The organism is Bacteroides muris (ex Fokt et al. 2023), assembly GCF_024704895.1.
GTDB lineage: Bacteria > Bacteroidota > Bacteroidia > Bacteroidales > Bacteroidaceae > Bacteroides > Bacteroides muris.
This window is the reverse complement of sequence record NZ_JAMZEE010000020.1, coordinates 58,468-76,341: the sequence shown is the minus strand read 5'-3', so window position 1 is coordinate 76,341 and position 17,874 is coordinate 58,468. Positions and strand designations below refer to the sequence as shown.

General features: G+C 48.9%; 11 protein-coding genes and 2 pseudogenes. 11 read left to right on the top strand and 2 right to left on the bottom strand.

The annotated features are described in order from the left end of the window. Positions 1-110: 110 nt before the first annotated feature. Positions 111-1,067, top strand: a complete 957-nt coding sequence (locus tag M1B78_RS09970) for an Rpn family recombination-promoting nuclease/putative transposase (protein WP_257940572.1) — start codon at positions 111-113, stop codon at positions 1,065-1,067. 207 nt (positions 1,068-1,274) lie between these two features. Here the strand turns inward: M1B78_RS09970 and M1B78_RS09965 are convergent, their stop codons facing one another. After that, on the bottom strand, positions 1,275-2,951 hold the full coding sequence (locus M1B78_RS09965; RefSeq protein WP_136009131.1) for a SulP family inorganic anion transporter: 1,677 nt from the start codon (positions 2,949-2,951) through the stop codon (positions 1,275-1,277). Positions 2,952-3,273: 322 nt separating this feature from the next. Here M1B78_RS09965 and rbr point away from each other — a divergent pair, with 322 nt between their 5' ends. Next, positions 3,274-3,852, top strand: coding sequence for a rubrerythrin (gene rbr, locus M1B78_RS09960; RefSeq protein ID WP_257940571.1), 579 nt, complete (start codon positions 3,274-3,276; stop codon positions 3,850-3,852). Between the two features lie 193 nt (positions 3,853-4,045). Here rbr and nadB read toward each other — a convergent pair whose 3' ends face one another. Next, a complete protein-coding gene (gene nadB, locus M1B78_RS09955) occupies positions 4,046-5,617 on the bottom strand; it encodes an L-aspartate oxidase (RefSeq protein WP_136009135.1) in 1,572 nt (523 codons plus the stop codon). Between the two features lie 341 nt (positions 5,618-5,958). Between nadB and M1B78_RS09950 the strand changes: the two genes are divergently transcribed. The 9 genes and pseudogenes from M1B78_RS09950 (at position 5,959) to M1B78_RS09910 (ending at position 17,873) form a co-directional block, all read left to right on the top strand. Next, positions 5,959-9,183 carry a SusC/RagA family TonB-linked outer membrane protein gene (locus M1B78_RS09950; RefSeq protein ID WP_430732569.1) on the top strand — a complete coding sequence of 1,075 codons (3,225 nt, stop codon included), beginning with the start codon at positions 5,959-5,961 and terminating at the stop codon, positions 9,181-9,183. Positions 9,184-9,195: 12 nt separating this feature from the next. After that, positions 9,196-11,208, top strand: coding sequence for a RagB/SusD family nutrient uptake outer membrane protein (locus M1B78_RS09945; RefSeq protein WP_257931548.1), 2,013 nt, complete (start codon positions 9,196-9,198; stop codon positions 11,206-11,208). Between the two features lie 205 nt (positions 11,209-11,413). After that, positions 11,414-11,815, top strand: coding sequence for a PH domain-containing protein (locus M1B78_RS09940; protein WP_136009137.1), 402 nt, complete (start codon positions 11,414-11,416; stop codon positions 11,813-11,815). 193 nt (positions 11,816-12,008) lie between these two features. Continuing rightward, positions 12,009-13,367, top strand: a complete 1,359-nt coding sequence (gene lpdA / locus M1B78_RS09935) for a dihydrolipoyl dehydrogenase (RefSeq protein WP_257940570.1) — start codon at positions 12,009-12,011, stop codon at positions 13,365-13,367. A 174-nt stretch (positions 13,368-13,541) separates the two neighbouring features. Continuing rightward, positions 13,542-15,023, top strand: a complete 1,482-nt coding sequence (gene dacB, locus M1B78_RS09930) for a D-alanyl-D-alanine carboxypeptidase/D-alanyl-D-alanine endopeptidase (RefSeq protein ID WP_257940569.1) — start codon at positions 13,542-13,544, stop codon at positions 15,021-15,023. A gap of 135 nt (positions 15,024-15,158) precedes the next feature. Then, positions 15,159-15,644 (top strand): annotated as a pseudogene (locus M1B78_RS09925) (efflux RND transporter periplasmic adaptor subunit); the annotation flags it as partial. Positions 15,645-15,680: 36 nt separating this feature from the next. Then, positions 15,681-16,352: pseudogene (locus M1B78_RS09920) on the top strand (efflux RND transporter permease subunit); the annotation flags it as partial. Between the two features lie 24 nt (positions 16,353-16,376). Beyond that, positions 16,377-16,790, top strand: coding sequence for a TolC family protein (locus M1B78_RS09915; RefSeq protein WP_257940574.1), 414 nt, complete (start codon positions 16,377-16,379; stop codon positions 16,788-16,790). 315 nt (positions 16,791-17,105) lie between these two features. Beyond that, positions 17,106-17,873: a PmeII family type II restriction endonuclease gene (locus M1B78_RS09910; RefSeq protein ID WP_257940568.1), complete on the top strand. Its 768-nt coding sequence runs from the start codon at positions 17,106-17,108 to the stop codon at positions 17,871-17,873. The last annotated feature ends 1 nt before the right edge of the window (position 17,874 follow it).

Genomic DNA, 17,874 nt, shown 5'->3' with positions numbered 1-17,874 from the left:
TGAAGCAGAGTTTCAGGGTTGGCCTCGGTTTTTATTGTGCCGGTGTAGAAAAACTCGATTTTTCTATATAATTTTGTTGTTGTCGAACCAATAATGAGGAATAAATGATTATGGGAAGTGAAGGATTGCGCGAGCGTTATGTGAACCCTTATACTGATTTTGCTTTTAAACTATTGTTTGGCACGGAGCTGAACAAAGAGTTGCTCATCAGTTTCTTGAATGCATTGTTGCCTGGCGAACAGATAATTACGGATGTCACCTATTTGAATACCGAACATCTGGGGACGCAAGAGCGTGATCGGCGGGCAGTGTTCGACATCTATTGTGAGAACAACCGAGGGGAGAAATTCTTGGTAGAGATGCAAAAAGGAGAACAAGCTTTCTTCAAGGAACGTAGCATCTATTATGCCACGTTTCCCATTCGTGAGCAAGCCGTTAAGGGACAGGATTGGGACTATGGCCTGAAAGCAGTCTATACCATAGGTATCTTGAACTTCATCTTCAGCGATGATTCCGGTATTGATCAATTTTATCACGAAGTGAAGCTTGCCGATGTACATACAAAGAAAGTGTTTTATGACAAGTTGACGTTCATCTATCTGGAAATGCCCAAATTCAATAAGGAGGAACATGAACTGGAAAGCATGTTTGATAAATGGATGTTTGTACTGCGTAATCTCTCGCGTCTGATGGATCGTCCTCAGGCGCTTCAAGAGCGCGTGTTCGAACGTTTGTTCCGCGCTGCTGAGATAGCAAACTTCAATAAAGTGGAGTTGATAGAATATGAAGATAGTTTGAAGAATTATCGTGACTGGTACAGCGTGATAAAAACGGCTGAGCAGAAAGGGTTGGAGTTAGGCATAGCAAAAGGTATAGAGCAGGGTATAGAGCAAGGTATAGAGCAAGGCATAGAGCAAGGATTACAGCAAGGATTACAGCAGGGGTTAGCCGAAGGCAAATTAGAAAAACAAAAAGAGATAGCCCGAAACATGAAGCAGATGGGGCTGGCAACAGAAATAATAACCGGAACCACCGGACTTCCTATAGATGAGATAAGAAATCTATAATTTCATCGGTGCAAGCTTGAGGAAGAGGCTGCCTCAAAATAGAATTTGAGAATTGAAAAACTTCTGGATTGAAACTGCAAGCAGAAAAAATCCCTCTAATTTTGTCCTTATATAAACTAAGGGTTAAAATAGGGGGATTTTCGTACTCTAACTTAATGATTTATAAATTAGGATGTTTCGATTTTTTTTATTTTGAGAAAGTTCCCTTTATAACAACTTCTTGGCCCTTTCCAGTGCTACATTTATATTCGGACAGATATTTTCTTCACCCAACAGCTCATAGAAGCTAGATTTCTGTAATACTTTATGTACCTTTTCGTTGACACCGGAGAGCACGATGGTTATTTTTTCCTTTTGAGACATCTCGCAAAGGCTGGTCAAGTTGTGAATACCCGTAGAGTCGATGAACGGGACTTTGCGCATGCGGATGATACGTACTTTGGGGCGGTCGCCCAGTTGTGCCATGGTTTCTTCGAACTTGGTGGCGATGCCGAAAAAGTAGGGACCGTTTATCTCGTACACTTCCACACCTTCTGGGATTATCAGGTGTTCTTCATGGCTGGCAATGTCCGTTTCAGAATTAGGGTCTATTTCATCCTTGATGACGGATATTTCGGTAGTCTCCATGACACGGCGCATAAACAGCACGCAGGCAATCACCAAGCCCACTTCAATGGCAATGGTCAGGTCGAAGATGACGGTCAGGAAGAAAGTAATCAGCAGTACCGTGACATCCGATTTAGGATTCTTCAATAATGCCTTGAACGTGCGCCAGCCACTCATGTTATAGGATACTATGACCAGTACACCCGCCAGGCAGGCCATCGGTATATACTGTGCCAGCGGCATGAGGAACAGCAGGATGAGCAGCAATACCACTGCATGCACCATGCCGGCTACGGGAGTTTTCCCTCCATTGTTGATGTTTGCCATGGTACGTGCAATGGCTCCGGTGGCAGGTATGCCGCCAAACAGCGGAGTAGCCATGTTGGCAACACCCTGGGCTATCAATTCTGTGTTGGAGTCGTGCTTGTCACTGATTACACCGTCGGCCACAGTGGCGGAGAGCAGAGACTCGATGGCACCCAGTACGGCGATTGTGATGGCGACGGGGAACAGATTCTTTATTGCTTCCCAGTCCAGGGCAGGCATCACGGCTTCAGGCAGTTCGGCACGGATGCTGAAACGGTCGCCGATGGTATCGATGCAGTCGATGCCTCCATACGTCTTCATCAGCCAGACGGCTACTGTCACCACGATGATGGCAATGAGCGAACCCGGAATCTTTTTCGAGAACCGGGGAGTAATGGCGATGATAAAGATACTTATGATACTTACAAGTGTATTCCACCAGTTGATTGTATCGAAGTGTTGGAAATAAATTATCCATTTTCCTACAAAGTCTCCCGGAACCTTCTCGCCTCCGAACGTCAGTCCGAAGATATCGGCAATCTGCGTGGTGAAGATGGTGACGGCGATACCGCTTGTGAAACCTACGATGATGGGATAAGGGATAAACTTGATGACGGCTCCCAGCTTGAACACTCCCAGCAGGATAAGCAGTACGCCTGCCATCAGTGTGGCGACAATCAGCCCCGATTCACCATATTGCTGGATGATGCCATAAATGATGACGATGAACGCACCGGTCGGTCCTCCAATTTGCACCTTGCTTCCTCCCATCAGGGAGATGATGAAACCGGCTATGATAGCCGTAATGATACCTTTCTCCGGTGATACGCCGGAGGCGATGCCGAATGCAATGGCCAGCGGAAGGGCAACGATACCTACGATGATACCTGCCATCAAGTCTGCCATGAATAGTTCTTTTGAGTAATTTTTTAAAGCCGTGTATAGCTTTGGTCTGAATTCGAACGCTTTCATTATAATCTACTTTTTTTATATGTTTCTTATACAGAATGTAATGTACATGTTGCAAATTGCCTGCAAAAGTAGATAAAATAATGGATATTAGTGAACACAACTATGATGTATTTTGTTTTGTTTATCAGATATGTGCTGTTAATTATGTCTGTAATGCCTTTTCGGATTATCGCTGGAGATAACTTCTTTCTATAAGACGATAGGTAGATTTGATGAGGCAAAAGTGTGGCTGTTTTAAACTAAATTCATAATTTTGTGTTATTTATAAACAAGACGAACGATATTTATACGTAATTACATTAACTAATAAAAAAAAGAAACTATGGCTAAGAGTGTTAAAGGAACTCAGACAGAGAAGAATCTGCTGACTTCATTCGCCGGTGAATCACAAGCAAGAATGCGCTACACTTATTTTGCAAGTGCGGCTAAAAAAGAAGGTTACGAACAGATTGCTGCTATCTTTACGGAGACAGCCGACCAGGAAAAGGAGCATGCAAAACGTATGTTCAAGTTCTTGGAAGGTGGCATGGTAGAGATTACAGCCAGCTATCCTGCCGGTGTTATCGGCACTACGCTGGAAAATCTTCAGGAAGCTGCTGCCGGTGAGCACGAAGAATGGTCGTTGGACTATCCTAAGTTTGCTGACATTGCAGAACAGGAAGGTTTTCCTGAAATTGCTGCCATGTACCGCAACATCTCTATTGCCGAGAAGGGACACGAGGAACGCTACCGGGCTTTTATCCGGAATATAGAGACTGCCAGTGTATTTGCCAAGGAAGGCGAAGTGGTATGGCAATGCCGTAACTGTGGTTTCGTTTACACTGGTAAGGAAGCACCCGAGGTTTGTCCGGCTTGCTTGCATCCGCAGGCTCACTTTGAGGTGAAAAAGTCTAATTATTGATAACGCTCCCTGCTTGTGCAGGCATGGATAACGCAAAACGCCCGGATACTTTCTTCAGAGTATCCAGGCGTTTCATTTAAATGTCCCTGCCGGTGTCCGCATTCCGTGCCAACATAGTGGCACAACTTTGCCAATGCGATGGCACAACTTTGCCACTATGTTGGCACAACTTTTTGCCTATGGTAGCTTGGCTTTATTTCCCGGCGTGCGGATAGTCTATCGTATAGTGCAGTCCGCGGCTTTCCTTGCGCTCCATGGCTTGCTTGGTTATCAGATACCCTACGTTTATCATGTTGCGCAGTTCGCACAGTTCGCGGGTGGCTTTGCTCCGCTTGAAAAGGGCTTCTGTCTCCTCATAGAGGATGTCCAGACGGTTCCAGGCGCGTGTCAGCCGGGTATTGCTTCGTACGATACCCACGTATGCCTCCATAATCTGGTTCACTTCCTTCATGCTTTGAGTGATGAGGACGCGCTCTTCGGTGGAGATGGTGCCTTCGTCGTTCCATTCGGGGATATCTTCGTTAAAGTCATAACGTTCCAATACGCTCAGCGCGTGTTTGGCTGCCGCGTCGGCATAAACCACGGCTTCAATCAGTGAATTGCTTGCCAGGCGGTTGCCGCCATGCAGTCCGGTGCACGAGCATTCGCCTATGGCGTACAGACGGCGGATGCTGCTCTGTCCGTCCAAATCTACCTTGATGCCACCGCAAAGATAATGGGCGGCGGGGGCTACCGGTATGTATTCCTTTGTAATGTCTATGCCGATGCTGAGGCATTTCTTGTATATGTTCGGGAAGTGCTTCTTGGTTTCTTCGGGGTCTTTGTGGGTGACGTCCAGATACACATGGTCTTCACCGCGCTGTTTCATTTCGTTGTCGATGGCACGTGCCACGATGTCACGCGGGGCCAGCGAGAGTCGCGGGTCATACTTCTGCATGAATTCCTTTCCGTCTTTGGTGCGCAGCACGCCGCCATAACCGCGCATGGCTTCGGTGATGAGGAACGAGGGGCGGTCTCCCGGGTGGAAAAGGGCTGTAGGATGGAACTGGATGAATTCCATGTCCTTCACTGCTCCCTTGGCACGGTATACCATGGCAATGCCGTCTCCCGTGGCCACCAGCGGATTGGTGGTGTGGCGGTAAACGGCTTCGCAACCGCCCGTTGCCATGATGGTGACTTTGGAAAGGAAGGTGTCCACCTCGCCCGTCGCTTCGTTCAGCACGTAGGCGCCGTAGCACTTGATGCCGGGAGTGTGGCGGGTCACGATGATTCCCTGATGATGCTGGGTGATGATTTCCACGGCGTAGTGGTCGGTCAGTACGGTGATGTCGGGATGCTGCTTTACGGCTTCAATGAGGCTTGTCTGTATTTCTGCGCCCGTATTGTCCTTATGGTGGAGGATACGGAATTCGGAGTGGCCGCCTTCCTTGTGCAGGTCAAATTCTCCGTTCTCCTTCTTGTCGAAGTTCACTCCCCATTTGATAAGCTCCTCGATTTGTCCGGGGGCATTGCGCACCACCTTCTCTACGGCTTCACGGTCGCTGATCCAGTCACCCGCAATCATGGTATCTTCTATATGCTTTTCAAAGTTGTCTACGGCCAGATTGGTGACAGAGGCGATACCTCCTTGTGCAAAATAAGTGTTTGCCTCTTCCAAACCTGCCTTGCAGATGAGGGCTACTGTTCCTTTATGCGCTACCTTCAGCGCAAAACTCATACCGGCAAGTCCGGAGCCGATAACGAGAAAATCGAACTTTCTTACCATAGGTTTTGCGTATTAAAACGGTCACAAAGATAGTGTAAACCTTCTTAAAAACACATATCTTAGTTATAAAAACAATGCAAATTGCATAGAATCTTCTCTGGATGTATTATAATGATTAGAGTATATTGAGATTCCATATACTTTAATATTTATTTTTGCCCTTCTTACAACAACTAAGCATGGGTGATTCATATATGAATATTTAAAATATTTTTTTATTATATGCTTTTATAATAAAAAGTTGTATATCTTTGCACTGCAATTAATATAATGTAGACAAGCCTGATGGATTTATTGATAGATGGAATAAAAACATTTGTTAACATTAAACAATCACTTTTATGTTGAAACGACTAAAAACAGTCAGTATGATGCTGTTCTTTTTGAGTACTTCTGCAGGAACAGCGTATGCAGTAGCTGATTACGGTATGGACAATGTACTGATGACTCAGCAGAGTGGTACGTGTACGGGTGTGGTAAAAGACATGGCCGGTGAAACCGTTATCGGAGCGTCGGTAGTGGTAAAAGGAACTACCGTGGGTACCATTACGGGAATTGACGGGGATTTCTCTATCCCCAATGTGAAGAAGGGAGACGTTATCCAGATTTCTTTTGTGGGATACCGCACACAGGAGGTGGTATGGAACGGTACTCCGTTGAACATTGTGCTTGAGGACGATTCGCAGGCACTCGAAGAGGTAGTTGTAGTGGGTTACGGCAGCCAGCGCAAGGTAAATGTGACAGGTGCTGTAGCTATGGTAGATGCCAAAGCGATTGCTTCCCGTCCGGTGGCTAATGCTTCGCAGGCTTTGCAGGGCGTGGTGCCGGGATTGAACTTGACGGTGGGCAACAGCGGTGGTTCGCTGGATGGCCGTCTGAACATCAATATCCGTGGTACGGGTACGATTGGCGACGGTTCTTCTTCTGCTCCGTTGATTTTGATTGACGGTATCGAAGGTGACTTGAACACGGTGAATCCGAATGATATTGAATCGGTATCCGTATTGAAGGATGCCGCTTCGGCTTCTATTTACGGTGCGCGTGCTTCGTTTGGTGTGATTCTGGTTACTACGAAGAGCGGTAAGAGCGGTAAAACGAATGTGAGCTATTCCGGTAACGTGCGTTTCAGCAATGCCATCGGATTGCCGGATGTGATGGATTCTTATAAGTTCGCGCAGTACTTTAACCGTGCCAGCAGCAATCGAGGCGGTGGAGCTATCTTCTCAGATGCAGTGATGGAGCGTATCAAGCAGTATCAGGAAGGTACTTTGAAGGCTACTACCGTGGACAACGGTTCAGGTATCTGGCAAAAGTGGTCCAATGCCAATGGCAATACCGACTGGATGGACGAATTCTTTGGCGGATGGGCACCTTCGCACGAGCATAATGTGAGTATCAACGGTGGTTCGGAAAAGACGCAGTTCATGATGAGCGGCAGTTTCCTGGACCAGGACGGTTTGATTAACCATGGCTCGGACAACTTCCAGCGCTATACGCTGAATGCGAAGATTTCTACTGCGGTGACAGATTGGTTCAAGGTGACTCTGAATACTAAATGGACGCGCGAGGATTTCAATCGTCCGACGTACCTGACCGGTCAATTCTTCCACAATCTGGCGCGTAAATGGCCTGTACATCCGGCTTACGACCCGAACGGATTCCCGATGGATGAAGGCGAAGTGGAACAAATGGAGAACGGCGGTAAGCAGAACAGCCAGAAGGACTTTTTCACCAACCAGTTGAACATGATATTCGAACCTATCAAGAACTGGAAAATCAACTTGGAGGGAAGTGTGCGCACTACCACGCAATACCAGCACTGGGAAGTGCTTCCGGTACAGGCCTATGACGTGGAAGGAAATCCTTATTATACCGTATGGGACATGGGATATGGTGGTTATTCTGCGGGTTCTTCGCGCGTGAACGAATATTCTTGGAAAGAGAATTACTATACCACTAATATCTATTCGGACTACTTTAAGCAATTTGACAATGGGCATTACTTCAAGGTAATGGCAGGTTTCAATGCCGAACTTTATAAAACGAGAAACATCTCGGCCCAGAAGAATACATTGATTTCGCCCAATGTACCGACCTTGAATACAGCTACCGAAGACCCGACTGCCAGTGGAGGTTATGACCATACTTCCGTGGCTGGTTTCTTCGGCCGTATCAACTGGAGCTACAAAGACCGTTATATGTTCGAGGCCAATGGCCGTTACGACGGTTCGGCCCGTTTTGTAGGAGACAAGCAGTGGGGATTCTTCCCGTCGTTCTCGGCAGGTTGGAACATTGCCAATGAGGCATTCTTCCAGGATGTGGCCGAAAAGATAGAGCTGGGCAGCCTGAAGTTAAGAGCTTCTTGGGGACAGTTGGGTAACGTGAACACTAACGACCCGTGGCATCCTTTTGCACAGTCGATGCCTAATGGCAGCAATTACGGTTGGCTGGTGAACGGAAGCCGTCCGAACTATGCTTCTAATCCGGGAATGGTGAGCGCCGCCCTTACTTGGGAAACGGTGGAAACACTGGACTTCGGTTTGGATTGGTCGTTCCTGAGCAATCGTTTGACCGGTTCGTTCGACTACTTCGTGCGTAAGACAAAGGACATGGTAGGTCCTGCTCCCGAACTGTCGAATGCTTTGGGAACTTCTGTTCCGAAGGTGAACAATTGCGATATGAAATCCTATGGATGGGAATTGGAACTGGGCTGGAGAGACCGCATAGGCGAATTCTCGTACGGAGCGAAGCTGGTACTGTCTGACGACCGTCAGAAGATTACCCGCTATCCCAACGAATCCATGAGCATCGGTTCTTATTACAATGGCAGAATGCTGGGTGACATTTGGGGATATACCACTATCGGTATAGCTCAGACTCAGGAAGAGATGGATGCACACCTTGCCAAGGTAGACCAATCTGCTTTGGGTAGTGGCTGGGGAGCCGGCGATATCATGTATGCCGATTTGGACGGCGACGGCAAAATCAGCAGCGGTTCTTCCAAACTGGGTGATACGGGTGATTATCAGATTATCGGTAACAACACACCCCGCTATAAATTTGGTCTGACACTGGATGCGGCTTACAAAGGTTTTGATTTCCGCGTATTCTTCCAGGGTATTGGAAAACGTGACCTGTGGTTGACGGGTAACTACTTCTGGGGTGCCAATGCACAAGGTAACGAATGGCAGTCTGCCGGTTTCGAGGAACACTGGGATTTCTGGCGTCCGGAAGGTGACCCCTTGGGAGCCAACCTGAATGCTTACTATCCGAAAGTGAACTTCGGTGGCGGCAGAAACACACAGACGCAGACACGTTACCTGCAGAATGGTGCTTACTTGCGTATGAAGAACATCCAGTTGGGATATACTTTCCCGCAGAGATGGATACAGAAGGCAGGCATGACCGGACTTCGTCTGTATGTATCGGCCGACAACCTGCTTACTTTCACCAGTCTGTCCGACATCTTTGACCCTGAAGCTACGGGCGACTTGGCAGAATCTGGTTCGGGTAAGTTGTATCCTTTGCAGAGAGTTGTATCAATTGGTGTAAACGTTAATTTTTAAAGACTGAGAATTATGAGACTTAAGAATATAGTAGTTCAGGCTTGTGCCATGGTAGGAGGAGCGCTTATGTTCTCTTCTTGCACAGATTATTTGGACAGAGAGCCACTGTCATCGGTCACTCCCGATGCCTATTTTACGACAACCGACCATTTTGCCGCTTATTCCATCAGCCAATACAATAGTTTGTTTTCTACACATGGCGGCTATGGCATGGGAATCGGTGCGGGCGACGGCAGCACGGACAATGCAGTGTCAGGTGGTTACAGTGCCACTTATTATGAGGAAGGATACTGGCGAGTGCCCAATACGGGTGGCGGTTGGAGTTTTTCGTTGATTCGTTATTGCAACTACTTTTTCGAGCAGGCTGTGCCTAAGTTCGAGGCAGGTCAGGTGTCGGGCAATGCGGCTGACATCAGACATTATATAGGCGAGATGTACTTCTTGCGTGCCATGGTTTACTTCAATTACCTGAAATCTTTCGGTGACTATCCTATCATTACGGAAGTGTTGCCGGACGACAAGGCGGTAATGATGGAGAAGGCGGTGCGCCAGCCCCGTAACAAAGTGGCGCGTTTCATTCTGGAAGATTTGGACAATGCGATTGAGCGATTGCATGAGTGGGGCTTTGCGGGAAATAACCGCATCAACAAGCAAGTGGCTCTGCTTCTGAAGTCGCGTGTGGCATTATACGAGGCTACATTCGAGAAGTACCATAAGGGAACGGGCCGTGTGCCGGGCGACGAAACCTGGCCGGGCCGGAGGGTGCATACTGGTTTCAGCCTGAACGTGGACGAGGAAGTGAACTTCTTCCTGAGAGAGGCGATGGATGCTGCGGAGCAAGTGGCGGATGTGGTGACGCTGACCCCTAACTCGGGCACGCTGGAGCCGCCCACAATCACGACGGTTTCGGGATGGAATCCTTACTTCGAGTTGTTCGCTTCGGAAGACTTGAGCGATAATAGCGAGGTGCTGATGTGGAGAGAATACGCCAAGTCGGGTTCGTTTACCATTTCGCACGGTGCGCCGGCATGGGTACAATCCGGCAGTAACCACGGGTTGTTGAAGAGCTATGTGGAGAGTTTCTTGATGACCGACGGTATGCCTTGGTATGCGGCTACCAACGTGGCTCCGTATGAGGGCGACGAAACGCTGGACGAAGTGAAGGCGAACCGCGACGAGCGTTTGCAGCTGTTTATGTTTGGCGAGAGCAATTTCTTGCCTTTCCACTCGCAGCAGAGTGCGCAGGGTGAGCAGTACTTCCGCCCACATCCGGTATCAAACCGTCAGGAGATGCAAGATCGCACGGGCTATCGTTTGCGCAAGTATGCCAGCTTCGACCAGGCTCAGAATGTATGGGGAAAGGCCGAATCGACCACAGGCTGCATTGTCTTCCGTGGTGTGGAGGCTTACTTGAACTATATAGAGGCTTCTTATTTGCTGAATGGCAACATCAACTCGAAGGCATCTCAGTATTGGAGAGCCATTCGTAATCGTGCAGGCGTGGATGCGGACTTCGAGAAGACGATTGCCGCCACGGATATGAGCAAGGAGACGGACTGGGGAAAGATGTCGGGTGGACAACTGGTGGATGCTACTCTGCTGAACATCCGTCGTGAACGTCGTTGCGAGTTTATCGGTGAGAACATGCGTTGGAGCGACCTGGTTCGCTGGCGTTCATTCGACCACATGCTGACGGAGAGATGGGTGCCCGAGGGCTGTAACTTCTGGACGAAAATGCACGAATATTGCAATCACGATGAGAATGGAGCTGAAGTGAATTACAGCTATACGGGGGTAGAGGGTGCGAATATCTCTGATCCGAAGTATAAATATCTGCGTCCTTACTCTATTATGAAGGATAATAATCCGGTGTATGAAGGGTATATTTGGGCGAAGGCCAACTATTTGTCTCCTGTACCTATCCGCGAGATGGAGTTGCTGTCACCGGATGAGACGGTGGGTAACTCGGTGCTGTATCAGAATCCTTATTGGCCCGAGACTGTGAACGGAACGGCTATTGAGTAGTCCGGATCGGATGACAATAAAAATAATGAGGGCTTTTATACACCCTCGTTAAGTTTAGACATAATAATTTAATTGAAAAGGCAAGGGAGCTCGTGAGAGTTTCCTTGCCTTTTTGCTGACATGGGGGGCACAGCTCTTTCATTTAAGGGATTATGTCTTTCGTATCATAAAAATGCGTACCTTAGCGACAAAAATCAGAACACTAATGAATAGAATCTTTCATGCGCGCATTGCTATGGGGCAGTATTTGTTCCTCATCTTGATAGGTATTCTCACCGTCTATATGCTTTGGAGCAAGCTTTCGCTGCCGGCTGCTCTTTTCATGCTTTGGCTGGTGGTTATCATTGAGAAGCTGATCCATACCACCTATACCGTAACGCCCGACGGGAAGTTGATGCTGTCCTTCGGCCGTTTTTCCAGGAGCAAGGAAATTCTGATAAAAGACATCGCTTCCGTGGAGCGTGCTTCTTCCATGCAGATAGGACGGTTTGCAGTGATACGCTATGTGCTCGTGAAATATGGCGAGGGCAAGTGTGCAGTGCTTCTTCCCGTCAAAGAGGAGGAGTTTATCCGGTTGCTGGAGGAACGGAGGAGGGGGGAGCGATAGTGTGTGCTCCTATCGTGAACGCTTTATTTTCCCGAGGGAAGAATTCCGTTTGACAGACACTGGCATTTGTCAATTTTACAAAGAACCGTGGTTTTCCGATGCATTCTCCGAAAGAAAAAACTGTTCTTTTTTGTCGGAGAATACGGGTTTTATTAACTTGCGCACAAATTAATCACTAACCATTGATTGACCTATGAAATACCAAGTTGCCATTATCGGCGGAGGTCCTGCGGGATATACTGCTGCCGAAGCTGCCGGAAAGGCAGGACTGAGTGTCGTACTGTTTGAAAAGCAAAGTCTTGGTGGAGTATGCCTGAACGAAGGGTGTATTCCCACCAAGACTTTATTGTATTCTGCCAAGACATACGATGGTGCACGCCATGCCTCGAAGTATGCGGTCAGTGTGCCCGAAGTATCGTTCGATTTGCCCAAGATTATTGCTCGCAAGCAGAAGGTAGTGCGCAAGCTGGTATTGGGAGTCAAAGGAAAGCTGACTGCCCATGGTGTGACGATTGTCAGCGGAGGGGCCACAGTGACGGACAAGAATCATGTGGAGTGCGGCGGAGAAACCTACGAATGCGATAACCTGCTGCTCTGCACCGGTTCCGAAACCTTTGTCCCTGCCATTCCCGGCATAGACAAAGTGTCCTATTGGACTCATCGTGATGCACTGGATAACAAGGAACTGCCCGCTTCGCTTGCCATCATCGGCGGCGGTGTCATCGGTATGGAGTTCGCTTCTTTCTTCAACAGCCTGGGAGTGCAGGTAACCGTCGTCGAGATGCTGGACGAGATACTGGGAGGCGGTATGGACCGAGAGCTGGCGGGTATGCTCCGTGCAGAGTACGCTAAGCGGGGAATCAAGTTCATGCTGAGTGCAAAAGTAGTGTCTGTCATGCCGGATACTGCCGAAGCTTCTTCCCTTATCCAGGTGAATTATGAAACAGCCGACGGTCCCGGTTCCGTCGTTGCCGAACGGCTTCTGATGAGTGTCGGGCGCCGTCCGGTAATGAAAGGCTTCGGATTGGAGAATCTGGGCTTGGAAAGAACGGAGCGCGGAAATGTCTTTGTCAACGGACAGATGCAGACTTCAGTTCCCGGAGTATATGCCTGCGGCGACCTGACGGGCTATTCCTTGCTGGCACATACAGCCGTCCGCGAGGCGGAAGTAGCCATACATTCCATCATCGGCAAGAAGGATGCCATGAGCTACCGTGCCATTCCCGGCGTGGTATATACCAATCCCGAAATAGCCGGTGTGGGCGAGACGGAAGAATCCCTTCAGAAGAAAGGCGTAGCCTACCGTGCCGTGAAGCTGCCGATGGCGTACAGTGGCCGTTTCGTCGCCGAGAATGAAGGCGTGAACGGCGTCTGCAAGTTGCTGCTGGGCAGTGACGATACCGTATTGGGGGCACATGTCTTGGGTAATCCCGCTTCCGAAATCATCACGCTGGCAGGCATGGCCATCGAGTTGGGGCTGACTGCCGATGAGTGGAAAAAGATTGTCTTTCCGCACCCCACGGTAGGAGAAATATTCAAGGAGGCATTATAGAGTCCATGACTATTGTCTCATATAAACATAAAAGATGAAGACTGTAAAGCTAATCACCTGCGACAGGCCGCATCTCCGGGCACTGAGCATTGGGAGTATGTATGCAGCAAGTGCGGCACTCGTTTTGAGAAGCCGGTGGCGAAAGGAACAGTTGAAGAATAATCAGGTGTACTTATGAAAAGGATCTTGTTGCTGTTAATTTTATCCGTCTGCCTGCTGCCGTTGTGGGCTCAAGAGGCGGTAGCTCCGGTGAAGCCGCTCTCTGCGCGGATTGATGCGTTGATAGAACACAAACTTCCCGCAGGTTCCAACGTGGCGATTTCGGTCTATGACCTGACTGCCGGAAAGCCCTTGTACGGCTATCAGGCGGACAAGCTTTCCCGTCCCGCTTCCACCATGAAGCTGCTGACCACCATTACCGCACTTGCCCGCCCCGAAGCCGACGAGCCGTTCCGTACGGAAGTGTGGTATCAGGGAACCATTGAGCGCGATACCTTGCAGGGAGACGTGTATGTGATAGGTGGCTTCGACCCGGAGTTCGACGAAGAAGCGTTGGACTCCCTGGTGGCTGCCGTGGCCCGCTTCCCCTTCTCCATCATCCGGGGCAAGGTGTATGGCGATGTCTCCATGAAAGACTCCTTGTATTGGGGCAGCGGCTGGCTGTGGGATGACACTCCCTATTCCTTCCAGCCCTACCTCTCACCGCTGATGCTGAACAAAGGAGTGGTGACGGTCACCGCCACATCCGGCGAACGGGGCGACAGCGCACACCTTGAATGTACTCCCGTCTCTTCCTATTATACACTGACGAACAAGACCTGTAGCCGTACCCCTTCTGCCGGACGCTTCCGTGTGGGGCGCGACTGGCTGGTGAACGGGAACAACATCACCGTGGCGGGCAACGTCGATGCCCGCCGTACAGGTACGGTCAATATCTTCTCTTCTCAGGACTTCTTCATGCACACCTTTATGGAACGGTTGCAGGCACGAGGCATCCGGTGCATTCCGACGGCAGGAGCAGAATCTGAAGCTTTTGAAACGGTGGTGAAGCCCTCTGCCGTTGCCTCTTCTTACCTCTTCGGCGAGTTCCGCCGAGACAGCCTCTCCGTGCGGATGGCGTTCTACGAAACTCCCGTGCAGGATGTGGTGAAACAGATAATGAAGGAGAGCGATAACCTCAATGCCGAAGCCATGCTGTGCCGGTTGGGTGTGCAGAGCAGCGGAAAGAAGCGTGTCTCTGCCGAGGACGGGCTTTCTGCCGTCCGTATGCTGATAAAGAAGCTGGGGCATAATCCCGATCGATATAACTTGGCGGACGGTTGCGGCCTTTCCAATTACAATTACATTTCTCCGGAACTTCTGGTTTCCTTCCTCAGATACGCCTACTCGCGTACTGATGTATTCCGGAAACTCTATAAGGCTTTGCCCATCGGTGGAGTGGACGGTACGCTGGAGTTTCGCATGAAGAAGGGCACCCCTTCCCATAGGAACGTACATGCCAAGACGGGTTCCTTTACTGCCGTCAACTGCCTGGCCGGTTACCTTAAGGCCCGCAACGGACACGAAATAGCCTTTGCCGTCATGAACCAGAATGCACTGTCGGGCAGGGAAGCACGCGCTTTTCAGGATGCGGTGTGTGATGAGGTGATACGTTGAGGTTTAGCCATTGTAAAGTTGACCTTTAGTGTCGTAAAGTTAAGGTTTGGCTTCCTAAAGCAGACCTTTACAAAGTGTGCCCCAAGCGTGGGGGGAGGAAATCACTCCTCCTTCGTATTGCGGTAGCGTGCCGGAGACATGTACGTTTACTTTTCCATGACCGAAAACCAGTTGCTTGCCCTGACTCGCCAGTACGGAAGCGTGGACGAGGCGTTGAAGAACATGCCTCAAGCGGAACTGAGACTGAATGACAATTCCGTCTATGACAAGAAAGGTACCATCGAGTCCATCAGTGGTGTCATCGACCGCCAGACGGGTACGGTAGTGGCACGCGTGGTCTTCCCCAACGAATCGCGCCTGCTCCATAGCGGGGCATCGGGCACGGTGGTGGTGCCTGCCACGTATAAGAACTGCATTGTGATTCCGCAAGAAGCCACCGTACAGTTGCAGGACAAGACGTTGGTATACAAGGTAGTGGATGGCAAAGCCGTTTCCGTCTTGATTACCGTGGCAGGAATAAATGACGGACGTGAATATGTGGTGCTGGACGGACTGAAAGTCGGTGACGAGATTGTATCCGCCGGTGCCGGACTACTGCGCGAAGGGACGCAAGTGAAATGATGATTGCTATTTATCAACTATCAATGATGGATTAAGATGAAAGGAAATATATTTATAAAACGGCCGGTGATGGCTTTCTCCATCTCCGTACTGATTCTGGTGATAGGGCTCATTTCGCTCTTTACGCTGCCGGTGGAACAGTATCCTGATATTGCACCTCCCACGGTGTACGTCAGTGCCAACTACACCGGTGCCGATGCCGAAGCCGTACTGAACAGCGTCATCATGCCGCTGGAGGAGAGTATCAACGGTGTGGAGAACATGATGTACATCAGCTCTACCGCCACTAATGCCGGCTCTGCCACCATACAAGTTTATTTCAAGCAGGGTACGGACCCCGACATGGCTGCGGTAAACGTACAGAACCGTGTATCCAAGGCACAGGGATTGCTGCCTGCCGAGGTGACGAAAATCGGTGTGACTACCCAGAAGCGACAGACCAGCTTCCTGCAAATCGGCGCTTTGGTAAGCACCGACGGGCGCTACGACCAGACGTTCCTTGCCAATTACCTAGACATCAACGTGATTCCGCAAATCAAGCGTATCGAGGGTGTGGGTGATGTAATGGAGCTGGGCGATACCTACAGTATGCGTATCTGGCTGAAACCGGAACGCATGGCGCAGTATGGACTGGTTCCTTCGGACGTGACCGCCGTATTGGGCGAGCAGAACATCGAGGCACCGACCGGTTCGCTGGGCGAGAGTGCGGGCTGGACCAATTCTGCCGGTTCAATGATTGTGAATCCCGGCAAGTTCCTGGCTTCGGCAGTGGGCTCGCTGACGCAGTCGCTCTTTGCCCGCGGGCAGGTCATTGCGCAGTACCGCATAGCCCGTGCCCGGCAGGAGGAGGCTTCCCTTGTCTTCCGGCAGACATTGCTGAATGCAGGCAGCGAGGTGAACGACGCTTTGACTGCCTTGCAGACGAGCCGTTCCAAAAGCGAGCTGCTGGACAAGCAGGTAGTTTCCTTGCAGACAGCTGCCCGTAGCACTTCCCTGCTGATGGAGCATGGCAACACCACCTATCTGGAGGTGCTTACCGCCTGGCAGACATTGCTCAACGCACAACTGGCACAGACGGCCAACCGATTTTCTGAAATACAAAGCCTGATTAACCTCTACAAGGCGTTAGGGGGAGGTCAGGAATAGAGTGTCATCATACTACTCTCTCTGCATCTTCACTTTAAATGTGAAGGAAGGGCTGTCCGGGAAGTGATTCCGGGGCAGCCCGCTTTTGTAGGTGGTGATTCCAATTTCAAACCATCTATTTTCTCGTGAGAAAGAACGATTCTTTGATGTACATTCTCTTTTTTCGATATTATTATATAATTTCGCTTAAAAGTTTAATCAAATTAATGATATGGTATATTTAATTAGATTGAAACTCGTAATTTTGAAAGCTTTGCCGCAAATAGCACAATGTTTGAGCATTAAAGTTACAGATTTGATTGAAAAACGTGGAGAATGATTATTATGAACCAAGAATTGATAAATAAGATTTCAGATTACGTAGAAAAAAACGTAGGTGAGTTTCATGCTGCAAGAATAGCAAAACTACAAAAGATAAATCTTAAGGAATTGCTTTCACGTAAGAATCCATATATGTTCAAAGCGAAGAATATTGTTACTGCAGGGGCTATGGTAGAGAATCTGGCCTCTGCTTATATGTCTTCTGCCGAAGAAAGCATATTTGGGAACTGGATGGAAGGCATTGCACATTTTGTGGCAGAAACTGTTTATTCAGGCTATAAATCTTCTGCAGAGGGGATTGATCTTGAATTTGATAAGGAGGGGGTACACTATTTTGTATCTGTCAAGTCCGGTCCGTCATGGAGCAACTCAACTTCGATGAAAAAGCAAAAAGAGCAATTTGTTAAGGCTGTAAAAGTGTTCAACACAAGCCGTAAGGCTGTAGCAACCATGTGTGTTGAGGGATGTTGTTATGGAAATGACAACAAAACATATAACGATAGTACCCATGAGAAGTACTGCGGTGAAAAATTTTGGGCTCTTATATCCGGTGAACCTACGTTGTTTATTGATATCATTGAACCACTTGGATATAAAGCCAAGGAGAAGAATGAAGAATATTTTAAGGCATATGGGCGAATGATAAACAAGTTTACTCAGGAGTTTATTAAGGATTATTGTAGCGATAATGGCGATATAGACTGGAATAAAATAGTTAGGCTTAATGCTGCTATCAAATCATTAAAACCAACAAAGAACTAAG

What these genes read in the sequence shown, in the direction of transcription:
- dacB (WP_257940569.1), top strand. Translation starts at nt 13,542, where the DNA reads ATGAAAAGGATCTTGTTGCTGTTAATTTTATCCGTCTGCCTGCTGCCG.
- rbr (WP_257940571.1), top strand. Translation starts at nt 3,274, where the DNA reads ATGGCTAAGAGTGTTAAAGGAACTCAGACAGAGAAGAATCTGCTGACT.
- lpdA (WP_257940570.1), top strand. Translation starts at nt 12,009, where the DNA reads ATGAAATACCAAGTTGCCATTATCGGCGGAGGTCCTGCGGGATATACT.
- M1B78_RS09910 (WP_257940568.1), top strand. Translation starts at nt 17,106, where the DNA reads ATGATTATTATGAACCAAGAATTGATAAATAAGATTTCAGATTACGTA.
- M1B78_RS09970 (WP_257940572.1), top strand. Translation starts at nt 111, where the DNA reads ATGGGAAGTGAAGGATTGCGCGAGCGTTATGTGAACCCTTATACTGAT.
- M1B78_RS09950 (WP_430732569.1), top strand. Translation starts at nt 5,959, where the DNA reads ATGTTGAAACGACTAAAAACAGTCAGTATGATGCTGTTCTTTTTGAGT.
- M1B78_RS09915 (WP_257940574.1), top strand. Translation starts at nt 16,377, where the DNA reads ATGATTGTGAATCCCGGCAAGTTCCTGGCTTCGGCAGTGGGCTCGCTG.
- nadB (WP_136009135.1), bottom strand. Translation starts at nt 5,617, where the DNA reads ATGGTAAGAAAGTTCGATTTTCTCGTTATCGGCTCCGGACTTGCCGGT.
- M1B78_RS09940 (WP_136009137.1), top strand. Translation starts at nt 11,414, where the DNA reads ATGAATAGAATCTTTCATGCGCGCATTGCTATGGGGCAGTATTTGTTC.
- M1B78_RS09965 (WP_136009131.1), bottom strand. Translation starts at nt 2,951, where the DNA reads ATGAAAGCGTTCGAATTCAGACCAAAGCTATACACGGCTTTAAAAAAT.
- M1B78_RS09945 (WP_257931548.1), top strand. Translation starts at nt 9,196, where the DNA reads ATGAGACTTAAGAATATAGTAGTTCAGGCTTGTGCCATGGTAGGAGGA.